At 35.7% G+C, this 16,991-nt stretch carries 19 protein-coding genes; 11 read left to right on the forward strand and 8 right to left on the reverse strand.

The window, feature by feature from the left end; all coding sequences use genetic code 11:
- Positions 1–13: 13 nt before the first annotated feature.
- The 4 genes from J2T59_RS06455 to J2T59_RS06470 all read left to right on the forward strand — a co-directional run bounded on the left by J2T59_RS06455 (position 14) and on the right by J2T59_RS06470 (position 3,083).
- Positions 14–862 (forward strand): CBS domain-containing protein, encoded by an 849-nt coding sequence (locus J2T59_RS06455; protein ID WP_259135066.1) that lies wholly within the window; start codon positions 14–16, stop codon positions 860–862.
- 328 nt (positions 863–1,190) lie between these two features.
- Positions 1,191–1,865, forward strand: a complete 675-nt coding sequence (locus tag J2T59_RS06460; protein WP_259135068.1) for a 2,5-diamino-6-(ribosylamino)-4(3H)-pyrimidinone 5'-phosphate reductase — start codon at positions 1,191–1,193, stop codon at positions 1,863–1,865.
- Between the two features lie 121 nt (positions 1,866–1,986).
- The gene (locus J2T59_RS06465) at positions 1,987–2,445 is read left to right on the forward strand and encodes a thioredoxin family protein (protein ID WP_259135070.1); all 459 of its coding nucleotides are present in this window, start codon (positions 1,987–1,989) and stop codon (positions 2,443–2,445) included.
- The gene (locus J2T59_RS06470) at positions 2,442–3,083 is read left to right on the forward strand and encodes a cytochrome c biogenesis CcdA family protein (RefSeq protein ID WP_259135072.1); all 642 of its coding nucleotides are present in this window, start codon (positions 2,442–2,444) and stop codon (positions 3,081–3,083) included. The genes J2T59_RS06465 and J2T59_RS06470 overlap by 4 nt, the downstream gene beginning before the upstream one ends.
- 98 nt (positions 3,084–3,181) lie before the next feature.
- On the opposite strand, the gene J2T59_RS06475 is transcribed toward J2T59_RS06470, so the two are convergent.
- From J2T59_RS06475 to cbiT, 7 genes are read right to left on the reverse strand one after another with little or no spacing between them, the layout of a single operon-like run.
- Complete coding sequence (locus tag J2T59_RS06475) at positions 3,182–3,907, reverse strand: precorrin-8X methylmutase (protein ID WP_259135074.1); 726 nt, start codon at positions 3,905–3,907, stop codon at positions 3,182–3,184.
- Complete coding sequence (gene cobJ / locus J2T59_RS06480; RefSeq protein WP_259135076.1) at positions 3,897–4,685, reverse strand: precorrin-3B C(17)-methyltransferase; 789 nt, start codon at positions 4,683–4,685, stop codon at positions 3,897–3,899. Before cobJ ends, J2T59_RS06475 begins: the two co-directional genes overlap by 11 nt.
- Positions 4,669–5,025, reverse strand: a complete 357-nt coding sequence (locus J2T59_RS06485) for a cobalamin biosynthesis protein (protein ID WP_259135077.1) — start codon at positions 5,023–5,025, stop codon at positions 4,669–4,671. The genes cobJ and J2T59_RS06485 overlap by 17 nt, the downstream gene beginning before the upstream one ends.
- Before the next feature lie 11 nt (positions 5,026–5,036).
- Complete coding sequence (locus J2T59_RS06490) at positions 5,037–5,531, reverse strand: cobalamin biosynthesis protein CbiG (protein ID WP_259135079.1); 495 nt, start codon at positions 5,529–5,531, stop codon at positions 5,037–5,039.
- Positions 5,532–5,548: 17 nt separating this feature from the next.
- A complete protein-coding gene (cobM, locus tag J2T59_RS06495) occupies positions 5,549–6,280 on the reverse strand; it encodes a precorrin-4 C(11)-methyltransferase (protein WP_259135081.1) in 732 nt (243 codons plus the stop codon).
- 15 nt (positions 6,281–6,295) lie between these two features.
- Positions 6,296–6,907 carry a cobalt-factor II C(20)-methyltransferase gene (locus J2T59_RS06500; RefSeq protein ID WP_259135083.1) on the reverse strand — a complete coding sequence of 204 codons (612 nt, stop codon included), beginning with the start codon at positions 6,905–6,907 and terminating at the stop codon, positions 6,296–6,298.
- A 34-nt stretch (positions 6,908–6,941) separates the two neighbouring features.
- On the reverse strand, positions 6,942–7,496 hold the full coding sequence (gene cbiT, locus J2T59_RS06505) for a precorrin-6Y C5,15-methyltransferase (decarboxylating) subunit CbiT (RefSeq protein WP_259135086.1): 555 nt from the start codon (positions 7,494–7,496) through the stop codon (positions 6,942–6,944).
- Between the two features lie 277 nt (positions 7,497–7,773).
- Between cbiT and J2T59_RS06510 the strand changes: the two genes are divergently transcribed.
- The 3 genes from J2T59_RS06510 (at position 7,774) to galU (ending at position 11,759) form a co-directional block, all read left to right on the forward strand.
- A complete protein-coding gene (locus tag J2T59_RS06510) occupies positions 7,774–9,249 on the forward strand; it encodes a cobyric acid synthase (protein WP_259135121.1) in 1,476 nt (491 codons plus the stop codon).
- A gap of 63 nt (positions 9,250–9,312) precedes the next feature.
- Entirely contained in the window at positions 9,313–10,782 is a 1,470-nt protein-coding gene (locus J2T59_RS06515; protein WP_259135088.1) for a flippase, read from the forward strand.
- Positions 10,783–10,880: 98 nt separating this feature from the next.
- On the forward strand, positions 10,881–11,759 hold the full coding sequence (gene galU, locus J2T59_RS06520; protein ID WP_310572665.1) for a UTP--glucose-1-phosphate uridylyltransferase GalU: 879 nt from the start codon (positions 10,881–10,883) through the stop codon (positions 11,757–11,759).
- 11 nt (positions 11,760–11,770) lie between these two features.
- Here galU and J2T59_RS06525 read toward each other — a convergent pair whose 3' ends face one another.
- Positions 11,771–12,901 (reverse strand): glycosyltransferase, encoded by a 1,131-nt coding sequence (locus J2T59_RS06525; protein WP_259135090.1) that lies wholly within the window; start codon positions 12,899–12,901, stop codon positions 11,771–11,773.
- 229 nt (positions 12,902–13,130) lie between these two features.
- Between J2T59_RS06525 and trpD the strand changes: the two genes are divergently transcribed.
- From trpD to J2T59_RS06545, 4 genes are read left to right on the forward strand one after another with little or no spacing between them, the layout of a single operon-like run.
- Entirely contained in the window at positions 13,131–14,198 is a 1,068-nt protein-coding gene (gene trpD / locus J2T59_RS06530; protein ID WP_259135091.1) for an anthranilate phosphoribosyltransferase, read from the forward strand.
- The gene (locus J2T59_RS06535; protein ID WP_259135093.1) at positions 14,146–14,838 is read left to right on the forward strand and encodes a phosphoribosylanthranilate isomerase; all 693 of its coding nucleotides are present in this window, start codon (positions 14,146–14,148) and stop codon (positions 14,836–14,838) included. Before trpD ends, J2T59_RS06535 begins: the two co-directional genes overlap by 53 nt.
- Positions 14,825–16,402, forward strand: coding sequence for an anthranilate synthase component I (gene trpE / locus J2T59_RS06540; RefSeq protein WP_259135095.1), 1,578 nt, complete (start codon positions 14,825–14,827; stop codon positions 16,400–16,402). The genes J2T59_RS06535 and trpE overlap by 14 nt, the downstream gene beginning before the upstream one ends.
- Positions 16,399–16,974 carry an anthranilate synthase component II gene (locus J2T59_RS06545; protein ID WP_259135097.1) on the forward strand — a complete coding sequence of 192 codons (576 nt, stop codon included), beginning with the start codon at positions 16,399–16,401 and terminating at the stop codon, positions 16,972–16,974. The genes trpE and J2T59_RS06545 overlap by 4 nt, the downstream gene beginning before the upstream one ends.
- Positions 16,975–16,991 lie beyond the last annotated feature (17 nt).

Raw genomic sequence — 16,991 nt, forward strand, 5'->3', positions numbered from 1 at the left:
GGAGCTGTAAAAGGTGCCAAAAAACACAATTATAGAAGATATTATGGTAACAAATGTTGCATACGCAACAATTCCTGGTTCAAGGGATGAGGTTCTTAATATACTCAAAGAAAAGAAAATTTCAGGTGTCCCAATTCTTAAAGGGAATAATGTTGTAGGGATAGTCAGTCGAACTGATTTACTGAAAAACCCTGAAGAAGAGCAGCTTGCAATGTTAATGCAAAGGAATCCAATAACTGTCAACAGGAAAGCAGATATTACTGAAGCTGCAAAGCTATTCCTTGAAAACAATATCAGAAGATTGCCCGTTGTTAATAATGGGGACCTTGTTGGAATGGTAACTATCGCAGATATTGTTGCAAGTATTGCAGACCTTGACATAACTGAACAAGTAGGCCCATATTTAGATGATGGTGTAGTTGCCGTTTGGTGTGAAACACCTCTTCCCCTAACTGCAAGGATCATGGAACTCTCACATAAAAAAGCAGTACCTGTATTGGATGCAAATCAAGATCTTGTCGGAATAGTATCTGAGCTTGATATAATTAATGCCAGTATAATAGAAGATAGTGTTGAGATGTCGGATATGTCTGCTGGTTCAGATGATGATGAATGGACATGGGAATCTATGAGGGATACCATGAGTATTTATTATAGTGTATCCAGAATAAAGGTACCCAATATCATAGTAAAAGATGTGATGATAAAAGAGCCTATAACGGCCTCTCATATTTCCGAGGTTAGTGATTGTGCTTTAAGAATGAAACGTGCACGGATTGACCAAATGCCTATTGTGAATGCAGATCAAAAGCTGCTTGGCATGCTCAAGGACAAGGATTTACTTAAGGTAATTGTAGACTAAATTTATAATTAAAGCGTAAAACCACTATGTCTTTAGCATAGTGGATGTAAGCGTCAACTATATTATAAATAAGTCTCAATATGTATGTAATTAACCGATGGCGAGAACCAAGCCAAAAGGAATTTAAACTGAACTCCCATGAGATAGGGGTCTTCGTAAAGGGTTCCCAGAGTTCGTTGCCTTTCCAGTTGGGTATGAACTGTGATATCAGATTCCTCAAGGAATCGGTCGAAGGAAGCACCTGGGTCTTTAGCTCAGGAGTAGGTCACAAATGAAGCCTAACTATTCTTTTTCCCTTTTTTAATCGGGATTTTTTGAGTGAGAATGTATGGACAGACCATTTGTTTTCATTAATTGTGCAATGTCATTAGATGGGAAAATTGCAACAAAAGAAAGAAAACAGTTGAAAATATCGGGTATAACTGATTTTAACAGGATGGACCAACTTCGATCTGGTTCTGATGCTATAATGGTAGGTATTGGAACAGTACTTGCAGATGATCCTAGTTTAACTGTAAAATCGGATATTCTCAAAAAGGAACGTGTTCAAAAAGGTTATTTTGAAACACCTGTTAGAGTTATAGTGGATAGTTTTGCACGTACTCCTATTAATGCTGATATCTTTCAAAAGGGTAGAGGAGATATAATCATAGCTACCTGCAAAAGGGCACCGATTGATAGAATCGCTCAGCTGGAAAAAAAAGCTAGGGTCATGTCATTTGGTGAACATCACGTCGACCTTAAACTGCTCATGAATGAACTGAAACATATTGGTGTGAATAGATTGATGGTTGAAGGTGGAGCTACTCTTAATTGGGGGTTGGTTTGTGAAGATCTAGTTGATGAGATCTATACATTCATTGGTAATATGTTGATTGGAGGTGAAAGTGCACCCACACCATTTGACGGTTCGGGTTTTATGGAAAATGAAATTAAATTTTTTAAGTTGATGGGAGTGGAGCAGATGGATGAGGGATTGGTCTTAAAGTGGGTTCGCAAATGAGGTCTTTTATGCGTAAATTAAAACAATATCTCTACAATATATGTGGCTATCCATGAATTAATTAATCATAAGATAACTTTATTATTTAACCTTAAACTTGTTTATTTTACTTGGTGGAACTATGAAGTATAAAATAGCTATAGTGTTAGTTCTCATGATCAATATATTTTCTCTAGGTTGTATTGATGAAGGAGATATCGATCCCAGTGTTTATGATAATATTGATATGATTGTCAGCGAGCAGCCCACTCTAATCACTTTTGGTGCTGAATGGTGTCCAAGTTGCCATGATCAACAAATGATTAACCAGGAAGTTTCTGACATGTACGAAAATGATATAGAGGTCAAGTATATAGACATTGATGAAAATCCTGAACTTGCACGTGCATTTAATGTTTTCAGGGTACCTGAAAGTGTTCTAATAATTGAAGGTGAGAGTGGTGATTATCTCTACATGCATGGTACTGAAGTTGTTACGGATACGGAGAATGCAAAGTTTAGAGGAGTTACTAATAAAGAAACCCTAGTCACAAATATAGATGAGGTTCTCAGCTACATAAACGAAAATATAGAACAATGATAGAACAATTATCATTTAGTCCATTCGTGATTTTTTTGGCAGGTATTTTGAGTGTGGCATCTCCCTGTATTTTACCATTATTACCTGCAATAATGGCATATTCAGCTGACAATAATAGAGCTAAACCGCTATTGATTATTTTTGGGCTTAGCATTTCTTTTATAGTTATGGGTATATTAACTTCAGCTTTTGGTGCATTTATTATCAATTATATCGAATTCATGCAAGTCTTAGCTGCGTTGATAATATTCATTCTTGGGATAATGCTCTTAATTGATAATTATCAGTTTTTCAATGTTTTCTCTAAGGTATCATTACCTAGTGGGAAAACTGGCAGTGGTCTTTTAGGAGCCCTTTTATTGGGGATATCACTTGGGATTGTCTGGATACCATGTACTGGCCCTGTTTTGGGTGCAGTATTAGCATTTGTAGCTTCAGAAGGAAGTATTGGTTATGGAAGTGTTATGTTAGCAATTTATTCGTTGGGTTTTGCAGTGCCTATGCTAATAATAGGGTATTCCACAAATATAACTTCTGAGAAGTTACGCGAAATGACCAGTAAAGGACATTATATTAAACAGGTTTCTGGGACAATATTGATTCTGATAAGTATTTGGATGGTAATTACATATATCTGAAAGGCATTGTGAGAAGTTACATCCACCTTGTTTCATTCATTTTTATTGCTTATAATAAAGAAAAAAGAGTAAATGAAATTGAAATTGAAATTGGAATTTTAATCCATTTCGTTAGCTTCTTCTTCATTTGCAATTGCGATGAGTTCATTCACACAAGCTACAGCTATTGGTGTTCCACCTCTTGTACCTACACATGTGATAGAAGATACATCAAGATTTCTAACAGCATCCTTTGACTCGGCTGCGTTTACAAAGCCAACCGGTGTACCGATGATAAGTGCAGGTTTGATACCATGTTCAACCAGTCTACATACGGTAAGTGCAGCTGATGGAGCATTCCCTATAGCTATTATTGAGCCGTTGAGCTGGTCTCTGCTAGCTAAGAATCCAGCGGAGGTACGAGTTATCCCGTGTTTGTGGGCAAGTTCTGCGTCTGGGTCCCTGTCAAGTACACAGATGATATTGCTAGAATGTCCTTTTTTGCTTATACCGGTTTTTACCATGTTGATATCCACAAATATTGGTGCACCTGATTTTATTGCTTCTATCCCTGCAGATATTGGGTCATTGTTGAATTGCATCAAGTAGGCTACACCAGGATCTCCTGTTGCTATCATACATCTCTGGCGGATCCGATCCTCAACCGTATTATCGCCTACAATGAGTTTAGCAATGTTACGGCTAGTCATGGATATAGCTTTAGCTTCTTGTGTATGTGCACCAAGGTCTCTACATTGTTCTACTAGTTCCGAATCTATATCAGTAGTGAATTGAACGAGGTCGCCGAGTTCATCTACTTCGATTTTTTTATTTTCAGTATTCATATTTACGATGATACCCCCTAGGAGTAATTATTCTTTTAGTGCCATTATTTTCCCAAATACGAGATTCACTGTTCGTGACAAGAATTGTTGTGCTCATGTCAACCCAGTCGTTGTAATTTAATACTTCTTCAAGTGTTGTAACTACAGTATCTTCATCATTACCCCTTAAAGCATTTTTTACTAGCCCTACGGGAACTGAAGGGTCACGATGTTTTTTAATAATATCTATTGCTTTACTGAAATTAGATTTTCTTTGCCTACTCTTTGGATTATATAACGATATAACAAAGTCACTTGATGCTGCTGCATCTAACCTTTTTTCAATCATTTCCCAAGGAGTTAAGAGGTCACTTAGACTTATAGTTGCAAAATCATTTACTATTGGTGCTCCTAAAATACTTGCGGCAGCAGTAATTGCAGTTACACCTGGGACTACTTCTATATCTACATCAAGACCCGTTTTTTCTGCTACCTCTAATACAAGTCCTGCCATTCCGTAGACATTAGCGTCACCACCACTGATTATAGATACTTCTTTATTTTGAGAAAGTTTTACTGCACGAGTAGCTCGATCTACCTCTTTTCCCATAGAACTTCTGATGATTTCTTGACCTTCAATAAAGTCTGAGATCTGGTCAAGATAAGTGCCATTTCCAATTATACAATCTGATCTTTTAAGAACATCACACGCTTTAACGGTCATGTGATCAATTGAGCCAGGTCCAATACCTACAATATATAATCTACCATTTTTATTTGTTTTATTCTGCGATTGCAACTGTTATCCTTCCATAAACTCTTTTTTTGAATACCAATTTTTTGTTTTGTGATAATGCTAATGCTGCAGGTTCAGCTACTCCTATCAGCCCAAACCTATTAGCTTGGGATGGAGTGGGAATATTGTAATTATTAAGAACATCGTGTGGTATGAACTTTAGTTCAATACCAAGGATATGTGATGCTTCTATAAGTCCACTTTCATTTTCCTTTAATTTTGCAGAAGCAAGATATTTTACCTGACTTATATGATGGCCCGATTCACTTATAGCTTCACCTATTGCATCAATGACCTCTTTAGAATCAACGCCTTTTCTAGCACCTAAGCCTATTACTATCATTGAATTGTCCATTATCTTTTACCGTCATGTTTTCTTTTTAGGACCGAAACATCGTCACCCACTATAACTACCTTCGGACCTGCAATTTCTAGAATTTCTACGTCCTGTTCAAGAAAAGCACAATTTACCTCTTTTGTGGACTCCTTATTAACTATCTCGCAGTCAAGTGATGAAGCTATTCCTTCAACCGAGTTTTTACCATGTACCTCAGTTGCTGTTGTAATAACTGGAATACTACCAAGTTCACATATTTTTTTCACAAGCTCGTTGGCCCCATGATGGCCTCCAAGTAAAGGTATAGCAAACCTCAAGTTGGAGTCCATTACAACAATACCTGGATCTTCCCATTTATCATTGATCAAAGGAGCAATTTCACGAACAACTATACCTGTAGCAAATAAAGCAACTACTGCACTATATTTTTCAAAGGCTTCCCCGAAAATACCTTTAGAATATATAAGAATATCCGCATCTATATGATTAGCTACTTTTCTAGCAGCTTCCATATTTCGCTCAAAGGTAATTACAGCGGGTCTTGTGCGACTCCGTATAGGTGCGACCTCCTGTAGTTCTTAGGATCAACCACACCACCTATGATTATCATAGCTGAACGCTTGATACCAGCTGATTTTACTTTATCTGCAATGTCCTCGACTGTACCCCTTATAACCTTTTCGTCATCCCATGATGCGTGATATATTACAGCTACTGGAGTGTTTTTTGGACATTCAAGTTTGTTCATGATCTCTTCAATTTTCTGTGTACCCAGGAAAACTGCCATTGTAGAGTTTAATCTTGAAAATTCTGGGATTAGATCTTTATCAAGTGTTTTACCTGCAGGTCGTGTTATTATTAATGAATCAGAGACTCCATTAAGTGTCAGTTGAGTATCCAAAGCAGCAGCTGATGCAAATACTGATGATACCCCAGGTACTCTTTCCACAGCTATATCATGTTTTTTTAATTCTTCGATCTGTTCTACAATAGATCCATATAATGATGGGTCACCGCTATGTAACCGTACTACAGTCTCACCTTTTTCCACACTTTTAGCCATCATCTCTGTAATTTCATCTAGTGTGAGACCATAACTGTCAACCTTTTTTGCATTAGAGTATTCAAGAACTATAGGATTGATTAATGATCCCGCGTATACTAACAGATCAGCTGACTCTAATAGTTCTCGGCCTTTAACCGTAATCAGTTTAGGGTCTCCTGGTCCAGCACCTACAAAATATACCTTTTTCTCCGTCATAAAAAAACTCCATGATTATTTCTTCTTAGCATAAAGTATACTAAAATAATTACCTTGTTCAGGTATATCGTTTAAATCCTTGATTATTGTCTCTTTATCTGAAAATAGCTTTTCTGCAAATACAAATTCATCATATCCTTCTTTAGAGAACTGGTCAATAAGCTGTCTTGGGTGGCGAGCTTTTAAAGCTATTTTATGATTAGTATCGCTCCCGTCAGTTACCGTAAATGACGAATCAATCTCAGAATCCGTTCTTGAAGCAAATGAAGTAATTGAACTGATACCAGGAACTGTTGAGATCTTTACTTCAGGGTAATATCTGTTCATTACTCTTTTTAAATGCGTAAATGTAGAAAAGAAATTGGGATCACCTATAAGCCCAAATGCAACTGTTCCATTACTAGCATGGTTTGCTACATGGTCAGCATTCTTTTTCCATATATCATTAAGTGTATCATAATCTCTTATCATAGGAAAATCCAATATCTCGGGTTCAGCATACGGTTCTACAAGTTCTGCCGCCATTCTACCTGGCACATATACTTTATCGCTTTGTTTGAGAGCTTCAATCGCTTTTAATGTTAACAGTTCAGGGTCACCTGGACCTAATCCTACTCCAATAAGCATTCTTTATCTCCATAATGTAAAAATTATAATTTATTTAGTTTGATCTAGATTTACCTACAATTATATATATGGGATTCTCGGGTTGGAACATTGTTTCTCCAGATATTTCTTTTCCACGAGAAACCGCTATGTTTAAGACTTCATCGAATATACCAAGTTCACGCATCTTTTGCATGGTACTTACCACGGTTTCAATACGAACAGCGTTAACAACAATATTCCTTGTACCTTTACCTAAAAGATGTTCAAGTACTTGGTGAATATTCTTTGTTCCACCAACAAATGCACAATCTATCTTATCAATACCACTTTGTTGACTTAAAACCTTTGATACTTCTCCAAATATCAAATTCGCGGTTGTCCCTGTTGTTTCAAAGTTCTTTCTTGCTACCTCAACGGCTTCTTCTCTAGCATCGATGGCATGTATTTTAAGGTCATTTACATGATTTGAAGCTGCAATCGAAACTGCTCCTGTACCACATCCAACGTCTACAAAGGTATCGCCATCTTTTAGTTCAAGTTTTGAAAGAGAGATAGCAATCACTTCAGGTTTTGTTGGACCACCACTAATGTGTAATAAATCAGACACGAAATTCACCGGGATATAGTATATTAAATTAAATTATCAATAGTAGATTTTAGTTAATTAAGTCAGTCTTAAATGCACATATCTGCTCGACTTTAACAATATAAACAAAGATATCAGACATATATTTTCCTATTAGCCACTAATACTGAGTATATTAATTCTTGAAGATATATAGATGAGAAAGAAAGATAAAAAGATAATTAAAAAAACTATGATACTATATACAAACATAGTTACTCTAAAGCTAGAACTGGTTCTACCAGGAGACCTGAACAAAATGCATGCAGATAACAAGACTAAAAATAAAAAGCTGTTAATATTGGGTACAGCCTCACATGTGGGAAAAAGCGCTATTGTGACTGCTATTTGTAGATTACTTGCACAAAACGATCATAAAGTTGCTCCTTTTAAAGCACAGAACATGAGTTTGAATTCATGGATAACAAAGGATGGAAAAGAGATTGGGATTGCTCAGGCCATACAAGCAAAAGCGGCTCTGGTTGAACCAAGTGCGGAGATGAATCCTGTACTCTTAAAACCAAAGGGTGACAGGCAGTCACAAGTGATCATACTAGGTGAACCCTATGCAGACAAGTCGGCAGGAGAATATTATGATTCAATTGATGATATGAATAGTATTCTTGAAGGTGCTTTAGACAGATTATCTGAAGAATATGACATAATAGTGATGGAAGGTGCAGGTGGTGCTGCTGAAATTAACCTTTATGAGAGAGATATTGTCAACATCGGTACTGCAAGAATTACAAATGCGCCGATTATCATTGTAGGGGATATTGAGCGTGGTGGAGTATTTGCTAGTTTGTATGGAACCCTTGAGCTTTTACCTGCAGACGTGAGAAATAACGTGAAAGGGTTTATTATAAACAAGTTTAGGGGTGATCCGAGTATACTTGAACCCGGACTTAAGTTGATCGAAGATAAAACGGGTGTCCCTGTATTAGGTGTTCTTCCATATACTAAGTTGGGTATCCCATCAGAAGATTCAGTTTCGATTGGAGATAAACAATTAGAAGAAAGAGATATTGAAATCGCAGTTATCCGATTCCCACGTATCTCAAATTTTACAGATTTTGAACCACTTGAATCTGTTGCTAACATAAGATATGTGGAATTAGATGACGATTTAGGCAATCCTGACGCAGTGATCTTGCCGGGAACTAAGAACACTATAAGTGACCTTTGTGACCTTCAAAAAAGCAGAGTATACAATCAAATTAAAAAGTTCAAGGGAAAGGGTCCCATCATAGGAATATGTGGAGGGTATCAGATGATGGGCAATAAGATATATGATTCAGGTATTGAAGGTGGTGTGGATGGTACATATGAAGGTTTAGGATTACTAGATATAGAAACCACTTTTGAGCGGTATGAGAAAAAAACTGTACAAGTAGAAAAAATAGTTACTGCGCATGGTAAAATCTTCGAGCCTATCAGAGGCCAAACCGTTTCAGGGTATGAGATACATATGGGTAATTCTACATCCGATACTTTTGTTTTTGAAGATGATGGATGTATTGATGATGAAGGACTTATCTTTGGGACGTATCTTCACGGACTGTTTGAAAATGAAAATGTAAGGGATGTGTTATTAAAACACCTGTTCAAGGAGAAGGGGTTACAATATATACCCAATGTGAGTGGAGTTAATAGTGATCCTTATGAAGATCTTGCACAAATGGTAGCTGAAAACGTGGATATGGAGCAAGTGTATGCCATGTTAGATCTTTCCTGATCACATACATATTATACATTTTTATTTATTGATAGCTATTCTTCTCTTTATTGATGCAATACAATGATTCTTGATGATCTGTATAGAAGAACACTTAATGTGGACGAGGTGCAAAGACAAAGCATTGCCACCTTCATAAGCAAAATAGTTCTGACCTTTATTGGGTTTCTCAGTACAATGTATTTTGCACATATGGTTGGGTCTAGTGTATTAGGTACTTATTTTTTATTCACAGCCTATTTTGGAATAATTTATATCTTTACAGATGGAGGCTTAGGTGGTGCAGCAGTAAAAAGAATCAGTGAAGGGGAGGAACAAGATGAATACTTCACTGCTTTTGTTGTAATAAGAGCAACTTTAACTATCGTAATAATAACGTTAATTCTAGCTTTAAGGCCCTATATGGATACAAATCCTGTAATATTTGATTGGCTGATCATAGCTTTGATTATATCTTCATTCCACTGTATGGTCTCTAATGGAATTAAAGGTAGATCCAAGATGGGTATTGCTGCGGCTGGTTCTATGACAAAAGAGTTAACTCGATTATTTGTCCAAGTTATTTCCGTTTTATTAGGGTTTGAGATAGGAGGTCTTATTGGTGGGTTTATTGCAGGTTTTATTGTAGCAACCATTATGATGTTAAAGTTCTTTGATCTCAAGTTCAAAGTTTTTAAATGGAACCATGTTAAGCAAATCCTATCATTTTCATTCTGGCTCTTTTTAACCGCTTCTGGTGTAGCACTATATTCACATTCAGATGTTGTATTGATAGGTTATTTCCTTGAAGAATCTGATGTTGGTGTATATCAGGTAGTATTCCAGTTCACAGCGATTGCAACAATACTTGCGGGTGCTATTAAAACAACATTATGGCCTAAAGTAAGCAGGTGGGGCAAAATCTATGACACAAGGTCAGTTGAAAATTCAATATCCAGGGGATTAACATATTCATTTTTGATGGCTTTTCCTATAATCATAGGTGGAATCTTATTAGGAGAAAGAATGCTATATTTCTTCTATGGTGCCGGGTTTGCTTGGGGGTATACAGCATTGATAATACTGTTTTCAGTAAAAGCTATTACTATACTTAATTCATTCTTCACAATGAGTTTAAGTGCATTGGATCGTCAAAAGGATGCTTTTATTGTCACAGCATTTTCTGCCACTATTAACATCGTACTGAATATACTTCTCATACCACAACTGGGTATAGAAGGTGCCGCACTTGCAACTGCAATCACAATAACTGTAAACAGTGTCCTATCAGGATACATACTGTCTAGAATAATTCAAATAAGAATAGAATTTAACAGTTTAATAAACATTATAAAAGGAACCTCAATAATGGCTCTTTTTGTGATGGTTTATATTACTTTTGTTCAGCTTGAATCGGTTTGGCTTACCTTGCTTCCAATATTTGTTGGTGCAATTATCTACATACATATAATGATACGATTAGAACCAAAAATATATCATGAGTTAAAGGCTATATATACCAAACTAAATTTACCATGGGGGCAAGCTTTATGATACGATACAATCGAAGTGTGCCTCTATTTATTCAGCTAAAGAGTTAAACATAATTCAATATAACTTTATTTTTCTTGAAAATTAAAGGACTGATCATCATGGACGTGAAAAAAGCAGTAATACCAGCAGCAGGCCTTGGAACTCGATTCTTACCAGTAACAAAATCGATGCCTAAAGAAATGTTACCCATAATTGATAAGCCCGTTATTCATTACGTTGTAGAAGAAGCAATAGCTTCAGGGATAGATGATATCATATTTATTACTGGAAGAAATAAAAGATCGATTGAAGATTATTTCGATGAATCACCAGAACTTGAAATGCATCTTTCTCAAAGAAATAAAAACGAGTTGTTGGAAATGGTTCAAGAAATCTCTTCATTAGCAGATATTCATTATATAAGGCAAAAAGAACCAAAGGGACTCGGGGATGCAATCCTCACTGCAGAAAAGCATATCGGAGATGAACCATTTGCAGTTCTTCTAGGTGATGACATTATCACTAACAATAAACCTTGCACAAAACAACTTATCGAGAAATTTCAGTATTTAAGGCAATCAGTATTAGCCGTGGAGGAAGTTCCATCTGAGAAAGTTAGCAGTTATGGTATAATTAGTGGTAATCTAATTGATGATTCACTATACTCACTTGAAGAAATAATTGAGAAACCAGCTATTTCTGAAGCACCATCTAATATTGGAACCATTGGTAGATACGTTTTTACTCCAGACATATTTGACTGCATAAAAAAAATAGATATTGGTCATGGAGGGGAAGTTCAGTTAACTGATGCCATCCGTCTACTAAATAAGACACAGCAGGTTTATGCATACAGATTTACAGGAAATCGATATGATACTGGCGATAAGCTCGGGTATGTGAAAGCAATTATAGATTTTGCTGTGAAAAATGAAGACATGGAAGAAAAAATAAAAGAACACATCAAATGCAAACCATTTCTACAAAGCAGAGATTAATAGATCTCTGTTCAAACCTTCTCTCTTTCAACCGCCTTCCATATATGTTTATCTTTGAACATATGTAATAGACTAACAAAAAGATAGAGTTGATGCCATATAAACGAAGACAATAGGTTTGGACGTATTTTTCCTGAAATCAGAACAAAGAAAAATAACAGTACAAAAAGAGTCCCATAAATCACTTGAATTTGGCTTAGAACATAAGACCAAAGCATAACACTTGCAAAAAAAGTAGTAGGGACTATAAAGAACATAGCAAATCTTAGTGGATAAACTAAAATACCAAACTTACCATACTTTCTAGAAAACATATCCTTATTGTATAATGTAGCTTCAAGTAACCTTGCTGCCCTTCTGATCTTTTGCCTTCTTTGTTGCTTCAAATCCGAGGTAATGTACTCATAAAACTTAGCTTGTGGTTCATAAACAGTCCTAAAACCATTGCGAATGATTCTTAGAGCCATTCCTGCATCTGATGCCCCATGGTTCTCAGGAATAGGAGTAAATGCTTCCTTTTTTAAAGCTATCAGAGGTCCATTAAAGCAGTAAGTTGAATGGAGACCACTTTCCCAAGTACACATCTTACCATAAACTGAACGATAAGCTTTCTCAGAGCCCGTGGTAAATGACATTTTTTTTAATACAGGTTGAAGTTCACCGCAAACTGCCCCTATATCATCTTCACTCAAAAGACGTGCTATTGCCCTTTCTAATGCATTATCTTCAAAGACCACATCAGCATCAGTGGTGATTACAATATCGGTATTAGCACTCTCTACACCAAGGTTAACAGAAACATTAGTGCCACTCCTCTGTTCTTTTAATATTACTTCACCCGAAATCCCATATTTATTAAATGCAGTCTTAGCTAGTTCTACAGTACTATCTGAAGACCCATCGTCTACTACAATAACATGAATATTATTCGTGGGATAGGACACATCATCAACTAAATTTTTAATTCTGTGTTCAATCACTTCACTCTCATTATAGGTTGGAATGACTACACTTATATCTGGATATTTATCCAGCTCAAGTGCTACAGTGTCATCAGTAAATAAAACTGCAAGCACATAGATCAAATAAATAATAACAGGAATTAAGCTAATAGCCAGTGCTAAAATAATCATGGAAAGCATGAATTACATTATTGTTTATATCTAATATAAGTCTTTGATGTTTTACTATTTCTAATCAGCTTGACTCCTTGTGACCCAGAACAAATTGATCAATTCAACATTATTTTACCATTTTACCAATAACTCCATTTCCTACTTTATATACCATAATGTATATATATAATGTATTTGTTATTTTATTGTACATTATAGTACAAAAATATACATTTTACGCATTGCTGGTGATTAAATGAAGAGTTGCATAAAAAAGGTAACTGAAGGATTCGATCTTACATGTAAAGAAGCAGAAAAAGCTATGAATATGATATTTAAGGAGGCAACTGATGCTCAAATTGCAGCATTTCTTATTGCTCTAAGAATGAAAAGTGTCACCGACGATGAACTTACAGGATTTGCTAAAGGTATGCGAAAAGCTAGCAACAGAATTCATCCAAAAACAACTGGAACTATCATTGATACATGTGGAACTGGAGGTGACCTACACAATACGATCAATGTATCGACAATTTCAGCAATAATAGCCTCTGCTGCGGGAGTTCCTGTGGCAAAGCATGGAAACTATTCAGTCACTTCACTTTCAGGAAGTGCTGATATGTTGAAAAGTTTAGGTATACGTATAGATTGTTCACCAAAAGAAGTAGAAGATTCAATTGAGAAAATTGGGATTGGATTTATGTTAGCTCCATTATTTCATCCTTCTATGAAAAGGGTTGCAGGTATTAGGAGAGAGCTTGGAGTTCATACAATATTCAATATATTAGGACCTTTAACAAATCCTGCTGGAGCTGAAGGGCAGGTTATTGGAGTATATGACAAGAATTTGTGTGAACCTATGGCAAGAGTACTAAGAAACCTTGGTGTTAAAAGAGGTTTGGTTGTCCATGGAGATAGAATGGATGAGATATCAAACATTTCAGAGACCTTTGTAGCTGAAATTAATAACGATTTTATCAAAACCTATATTTTAAAACCTGAAGAATTAGGTGTTAAAAGATCAACTGCGCCCGAAATTGTAGGTGGAACCGCTGATGAGAATGCTCAGGATGCTCTTTATATACTAAATGGCGAAAAGGGTCCTAAAAGGGATCTAATTGTGATAAATGCAGCTGCTTCATTATACGTAGCTGGTATTGTACCGTCTATAAAAGACGGAGTTATGTTAGCTGAAAATATAATTGATAGCGGAAAAGCATTGAAAAAACTAGCAGATTTTAAAAAATATTCTAATTCTAAGGACGATTCTAATGATAGTACCTCGAGTAAAGATATGCGGCTTAAAGTCGGTTGCAGATATTGAGATCGCTACACGATATGGAGCTGATGCAGTCGGATTTATAACAAACGTTCCTGTTCATACTCCACGAAATATTGATATTAAAACTGCATCTGGTCTCATTTCTAAGGTTCCACTTTTTGTTAAAAGTGTAATGGTTATCATGCCAGTAGATGCAAAAGAGGCTGTAGATATGATAAGGTTAGCAAAGCCCGATATTGTCCAAATACACTCTGAAATTGGTGTTGATCAAATGAACAATTTAAGACAAATGTGCAGTATCCCTATAATAAAATCATTTTCAGTACCAACTGATGACATACTAAACCCAGAAGAAATGGGGGAACAATTGATTAAATCCATCCTGAAGTACGAAAATAAAGATTTGATAGATGCCATTCTTTTAGACAGTTATAGCTTACAAAGAGCTGGTGGGACTGGGTATGTACATCGATGGGATATTAGTAGAAATATAGTATTGAATTCATCTCTACCAATAATACTTGCAGGTGGATTGAATTCAAGTAATGTACAGGATGCAATAACTCAAGTCTTGCCTTATGGTCTAGATGTTTCTTCTTCATTAGAGTCAGAGGGACATAAAGATGAGACTAAGGTAAAACAATTTATGATGAAAACCAGGTGTCTGAATGATTTCATTTGATATTACAAAAGAACAGTTCATTGACTTATACCAAAATGCACGATGTCCTGCTATAATTCAGTTAATGTGCGAAATTGATACTTCGTGTACTCCCCTTCAATTATACGAAAGTGTTAAAGATAGTGATTATTCTTATCTCTTAGAGTCCGTAGAAAAAGAAAAAAAACGTGCTAGATACTCTTTTGTTGGTTTTGAGCCTGAAATGGTCATTTCAATTAAAAATAGAAATATTTATGTGAATGAGTTGCGGTCATCAAGTCTTACGAAGACTTTAACTTCCAACATAATGTCTATATCTAAGTTCTCAGATGATATTGAGGAAAAAAATGTTTTCGAGATATTAAATGGAATTGATGTCCTTAAAGCACTTAGTCATATATTCCCTAAATCTAATGATACTGATTTTTTAAACTTTAAGACGTTTGATAGGCAAACTTTTCTTGGTGGAGCAATTGGTTATAATTCATATGATATTGTTTTTGATTGCTGGTTAGATCGTGAAAAACGGGTACAAGATTCAACTAATCCCGATATGCAGTATGCCATCAGTAGCAAAACATTCATTTTTGATCACGTTGCTGACAAAAGTTATATCGTTTTAACCCCATTTTTGACTACTAACGATGATCCTGAAAAGATATATGATAGTGCTATAAGTGAAGCTGAAAAACTTTATCAATTAGCAAAAAGTGCAGAAAATATTAATCTTACAGATATACCTCAGCCACAAATTGCAGGTTCACCAAAATGTAGCATTGACCAAGATGAATATATGAACATGGTTGAGATTGCAAAGGAACATATCATCAATGGTGATATTTTTCAAGTAGTTCTATCAAGGAAATATAGTTTCCCATATAATGAAAAACCTGTTAAATTGTATCATAGGTTAAGAAACATTAATCCTAGTCCCTATATGTACTTATTTAAGTTTAAAGAATTAAGTATAGTAGGAGCGAGTCCAGAGACCTTATTGACAGTGCATAATAGGAAAATAATTATTAACCCGATTGCTGGTACATGTCCACGAGGTCAAAACGAAGTTGAAGATAAAAAGTACGCTGAAAAAATGATTTGTGATGAAAAAGAGCGTGCTGAACATACAATGTTAGTTGACCTTGGAAGAAATGATGTGAGAATGGTATCCAAGCCAGGGACAGTTGACGTTGAAGAATTAATGAGTGTCATTAAATATTCTCACGTACAACACATCGAGAGTACAGTAACTGGGATTCTTAGAGATGAGTGTGATCAATTTGATGCCACAAGAGCTACTTTTCCGGCTGGAACACTTTCTGGTGCACCTAAAATTCGTGCCATGGAGATCATTGATGAACTCGAACAATCCTCAAGGGGTGTATATGGAGGTGGTGTTGGTTACTATTCTTGGAATGGAGATGCAGATTTTGCAATCGTAATCAGAACTGTAGTTATTGATGGTAATATTGCAACTGTACAAGCTGGTGCTGGAATTGTTGCTGACTCAATTCCTGAAAATGAATATATTGAAACTGAGCGGAAGATGGGAGCAATGCTTCAAACGATTGGAGCTGATACTTTATGAAAACATTGTTCATTAATAACAGAGACTCTTTTGTATGGAACCTCGTTGATTATTTCTCTATAAATGGAAGTGAAACACAAGTTGTACCTAACAACATTTCATTGAAAAGTATCAAAAAAATAGATCCTGATAGTATTGTAATTTCACCTGGTCCCGGGAATCCTGACAATTTCAAGGATATAGGAAATTGTATCAATATCATATCATATTTTAAAGATATGATACCAATCCTAGGTGTGTGTCTTGGACACCAAGCAATAAATACAGCATTTGGAGGAGAAACTGGACGTTCAATGAGCGGGCCAGTACATGGTAAAGAATGTGAGATTTATCATAATAGATCATCTTTATTTCAAGATATACCTGATCCGTTTTTAAGTGCTAGATACCATTCATTGGCTATCGTAAAGCTTGGAGACAATTTGGAAGTAACTGCAAAATCTAATGATGGTATTATAATGGGTATTTCTCATGAACAACTTCCTATATATGGGGTCCAATTCCATCCAGAATCGATACTCACTCAAGAAGGAAAAAACATTATAAAGAACTTCTTGAGTATAGTTAAATGAAATAAAAAAAAATGAAT

Source organism: Methanosalsum natronophilum (assembly GCF_024808815.1).
Lineage (GTDB): Archaea > Halobacteriota > Methanosarcinia > Methanosarcinales > Methanosarcinaceae > Methanosalsum > Methanosalsum natronophilum.

Coding starts and splice junctions, on each gene's coding strand:
- J2T59_RS06470 (WP_259135072.1), top strand. CDS start 2,442: ATGATAGAACAATTATCATTTAGTCCATTCGTGATTTTTTTGGCAGGT.
- J2T59_RS06535 (WP_259135093.1), top strand. CDS start 14,146: ATGATAGTACCTCGAGTAAAGATATGCGGCTTAAAGTCGGTTGCAGAT.
- J2T59_RS06515 (WP_259135088.1), top strand. CDS start 9,313: ATGATTCTTGATGATCTGTATAGAAGAACACTTAATGTGGACGAGGTG.
- J2T59_RS06500 (WP_259135083.1), bottom strand. CDS start 6,907: ATGCTTATTGGAGTAGGATTAGGTCCAGGTGACCCTGAACTGTTAACA.
- cobM (WP_259135081.1), bottom strand. CDS start 6,280: ATGACGGAGAAAAAGGTATATTTTGTAGGTGCTGGACCAGGAGACCCT.
- galU (WP_310572665.1), top strand. CDS start 10,881: ATGGACGTGAAAAAAGCAGTAATACCAGCAGCAGGCCTTGGAACTCGA.
- J2T59_RS06510 (WP_259135121.1), top strand. CDS start 7,774: ATGCATGCAGATAACAAGACTAAAAATAAAAAGCTGTTAATATTGGGT.
- J2T59_RS06485 (WP_259135077.1), bottom strand. CDS start 5,025: ATGATAGTAATAGGCTTAGGTGCTAGAAAAGGCGTTGATTCTAAAGAG.
- J2T59_RS06545 (WP_259135097.1), top strand. CDS start 16,399: ATGAAAACATTGTTCATTAATAACAGAGACTCTTTTGTATGGAACCTC.
- J2T59_RS06525 (WP_259135090.1), bottom strand. CDS start 12,901: ATGCTTTCCATGATTATTTTAGCACTGGCTATTAGCTTAATTCCTGTT.
- J2T59_RS06460 (WP_259135068.1), top strand. CDS start 1,191: ATGGACAGACCATTTGTTTTCATTAATTGTGCAATGTCATTAGATGGG.
- trpD (WP_259135091.1), top strand. CDS start 13,131: ATGAAGAGTTGCATAAAAAAGGTAACTGAAGGATTCGATCTTACATGT.
- J2T59_RS06465 (WP_259135070.1), top strand. CDS start 1,987: ATGAAGTATAAAATAGCTATAGTGTTAGTTCTCATGATCAATATATTT.
- trpE (WP_259135095.1), top strand. CDS start 14,825: ATGATTTCATTTGATATTACAAAAGAACAGTTCATTGACTTATACCAA.
- J2T59_RS06475 (WP_259135074.1), bottom strand. CDS start 3,907: ATGAATACTGAAAATAAAAAAATCGAAGTAGATGAACTCGGCGACCTC.
- J2T59_RS06490 (WP_259135079.1), bottom strand. CDS start 5,531: ATGGAAGCTGCTAGAAAAGTAGCTAATCATATAGATGCGGATATTCTT.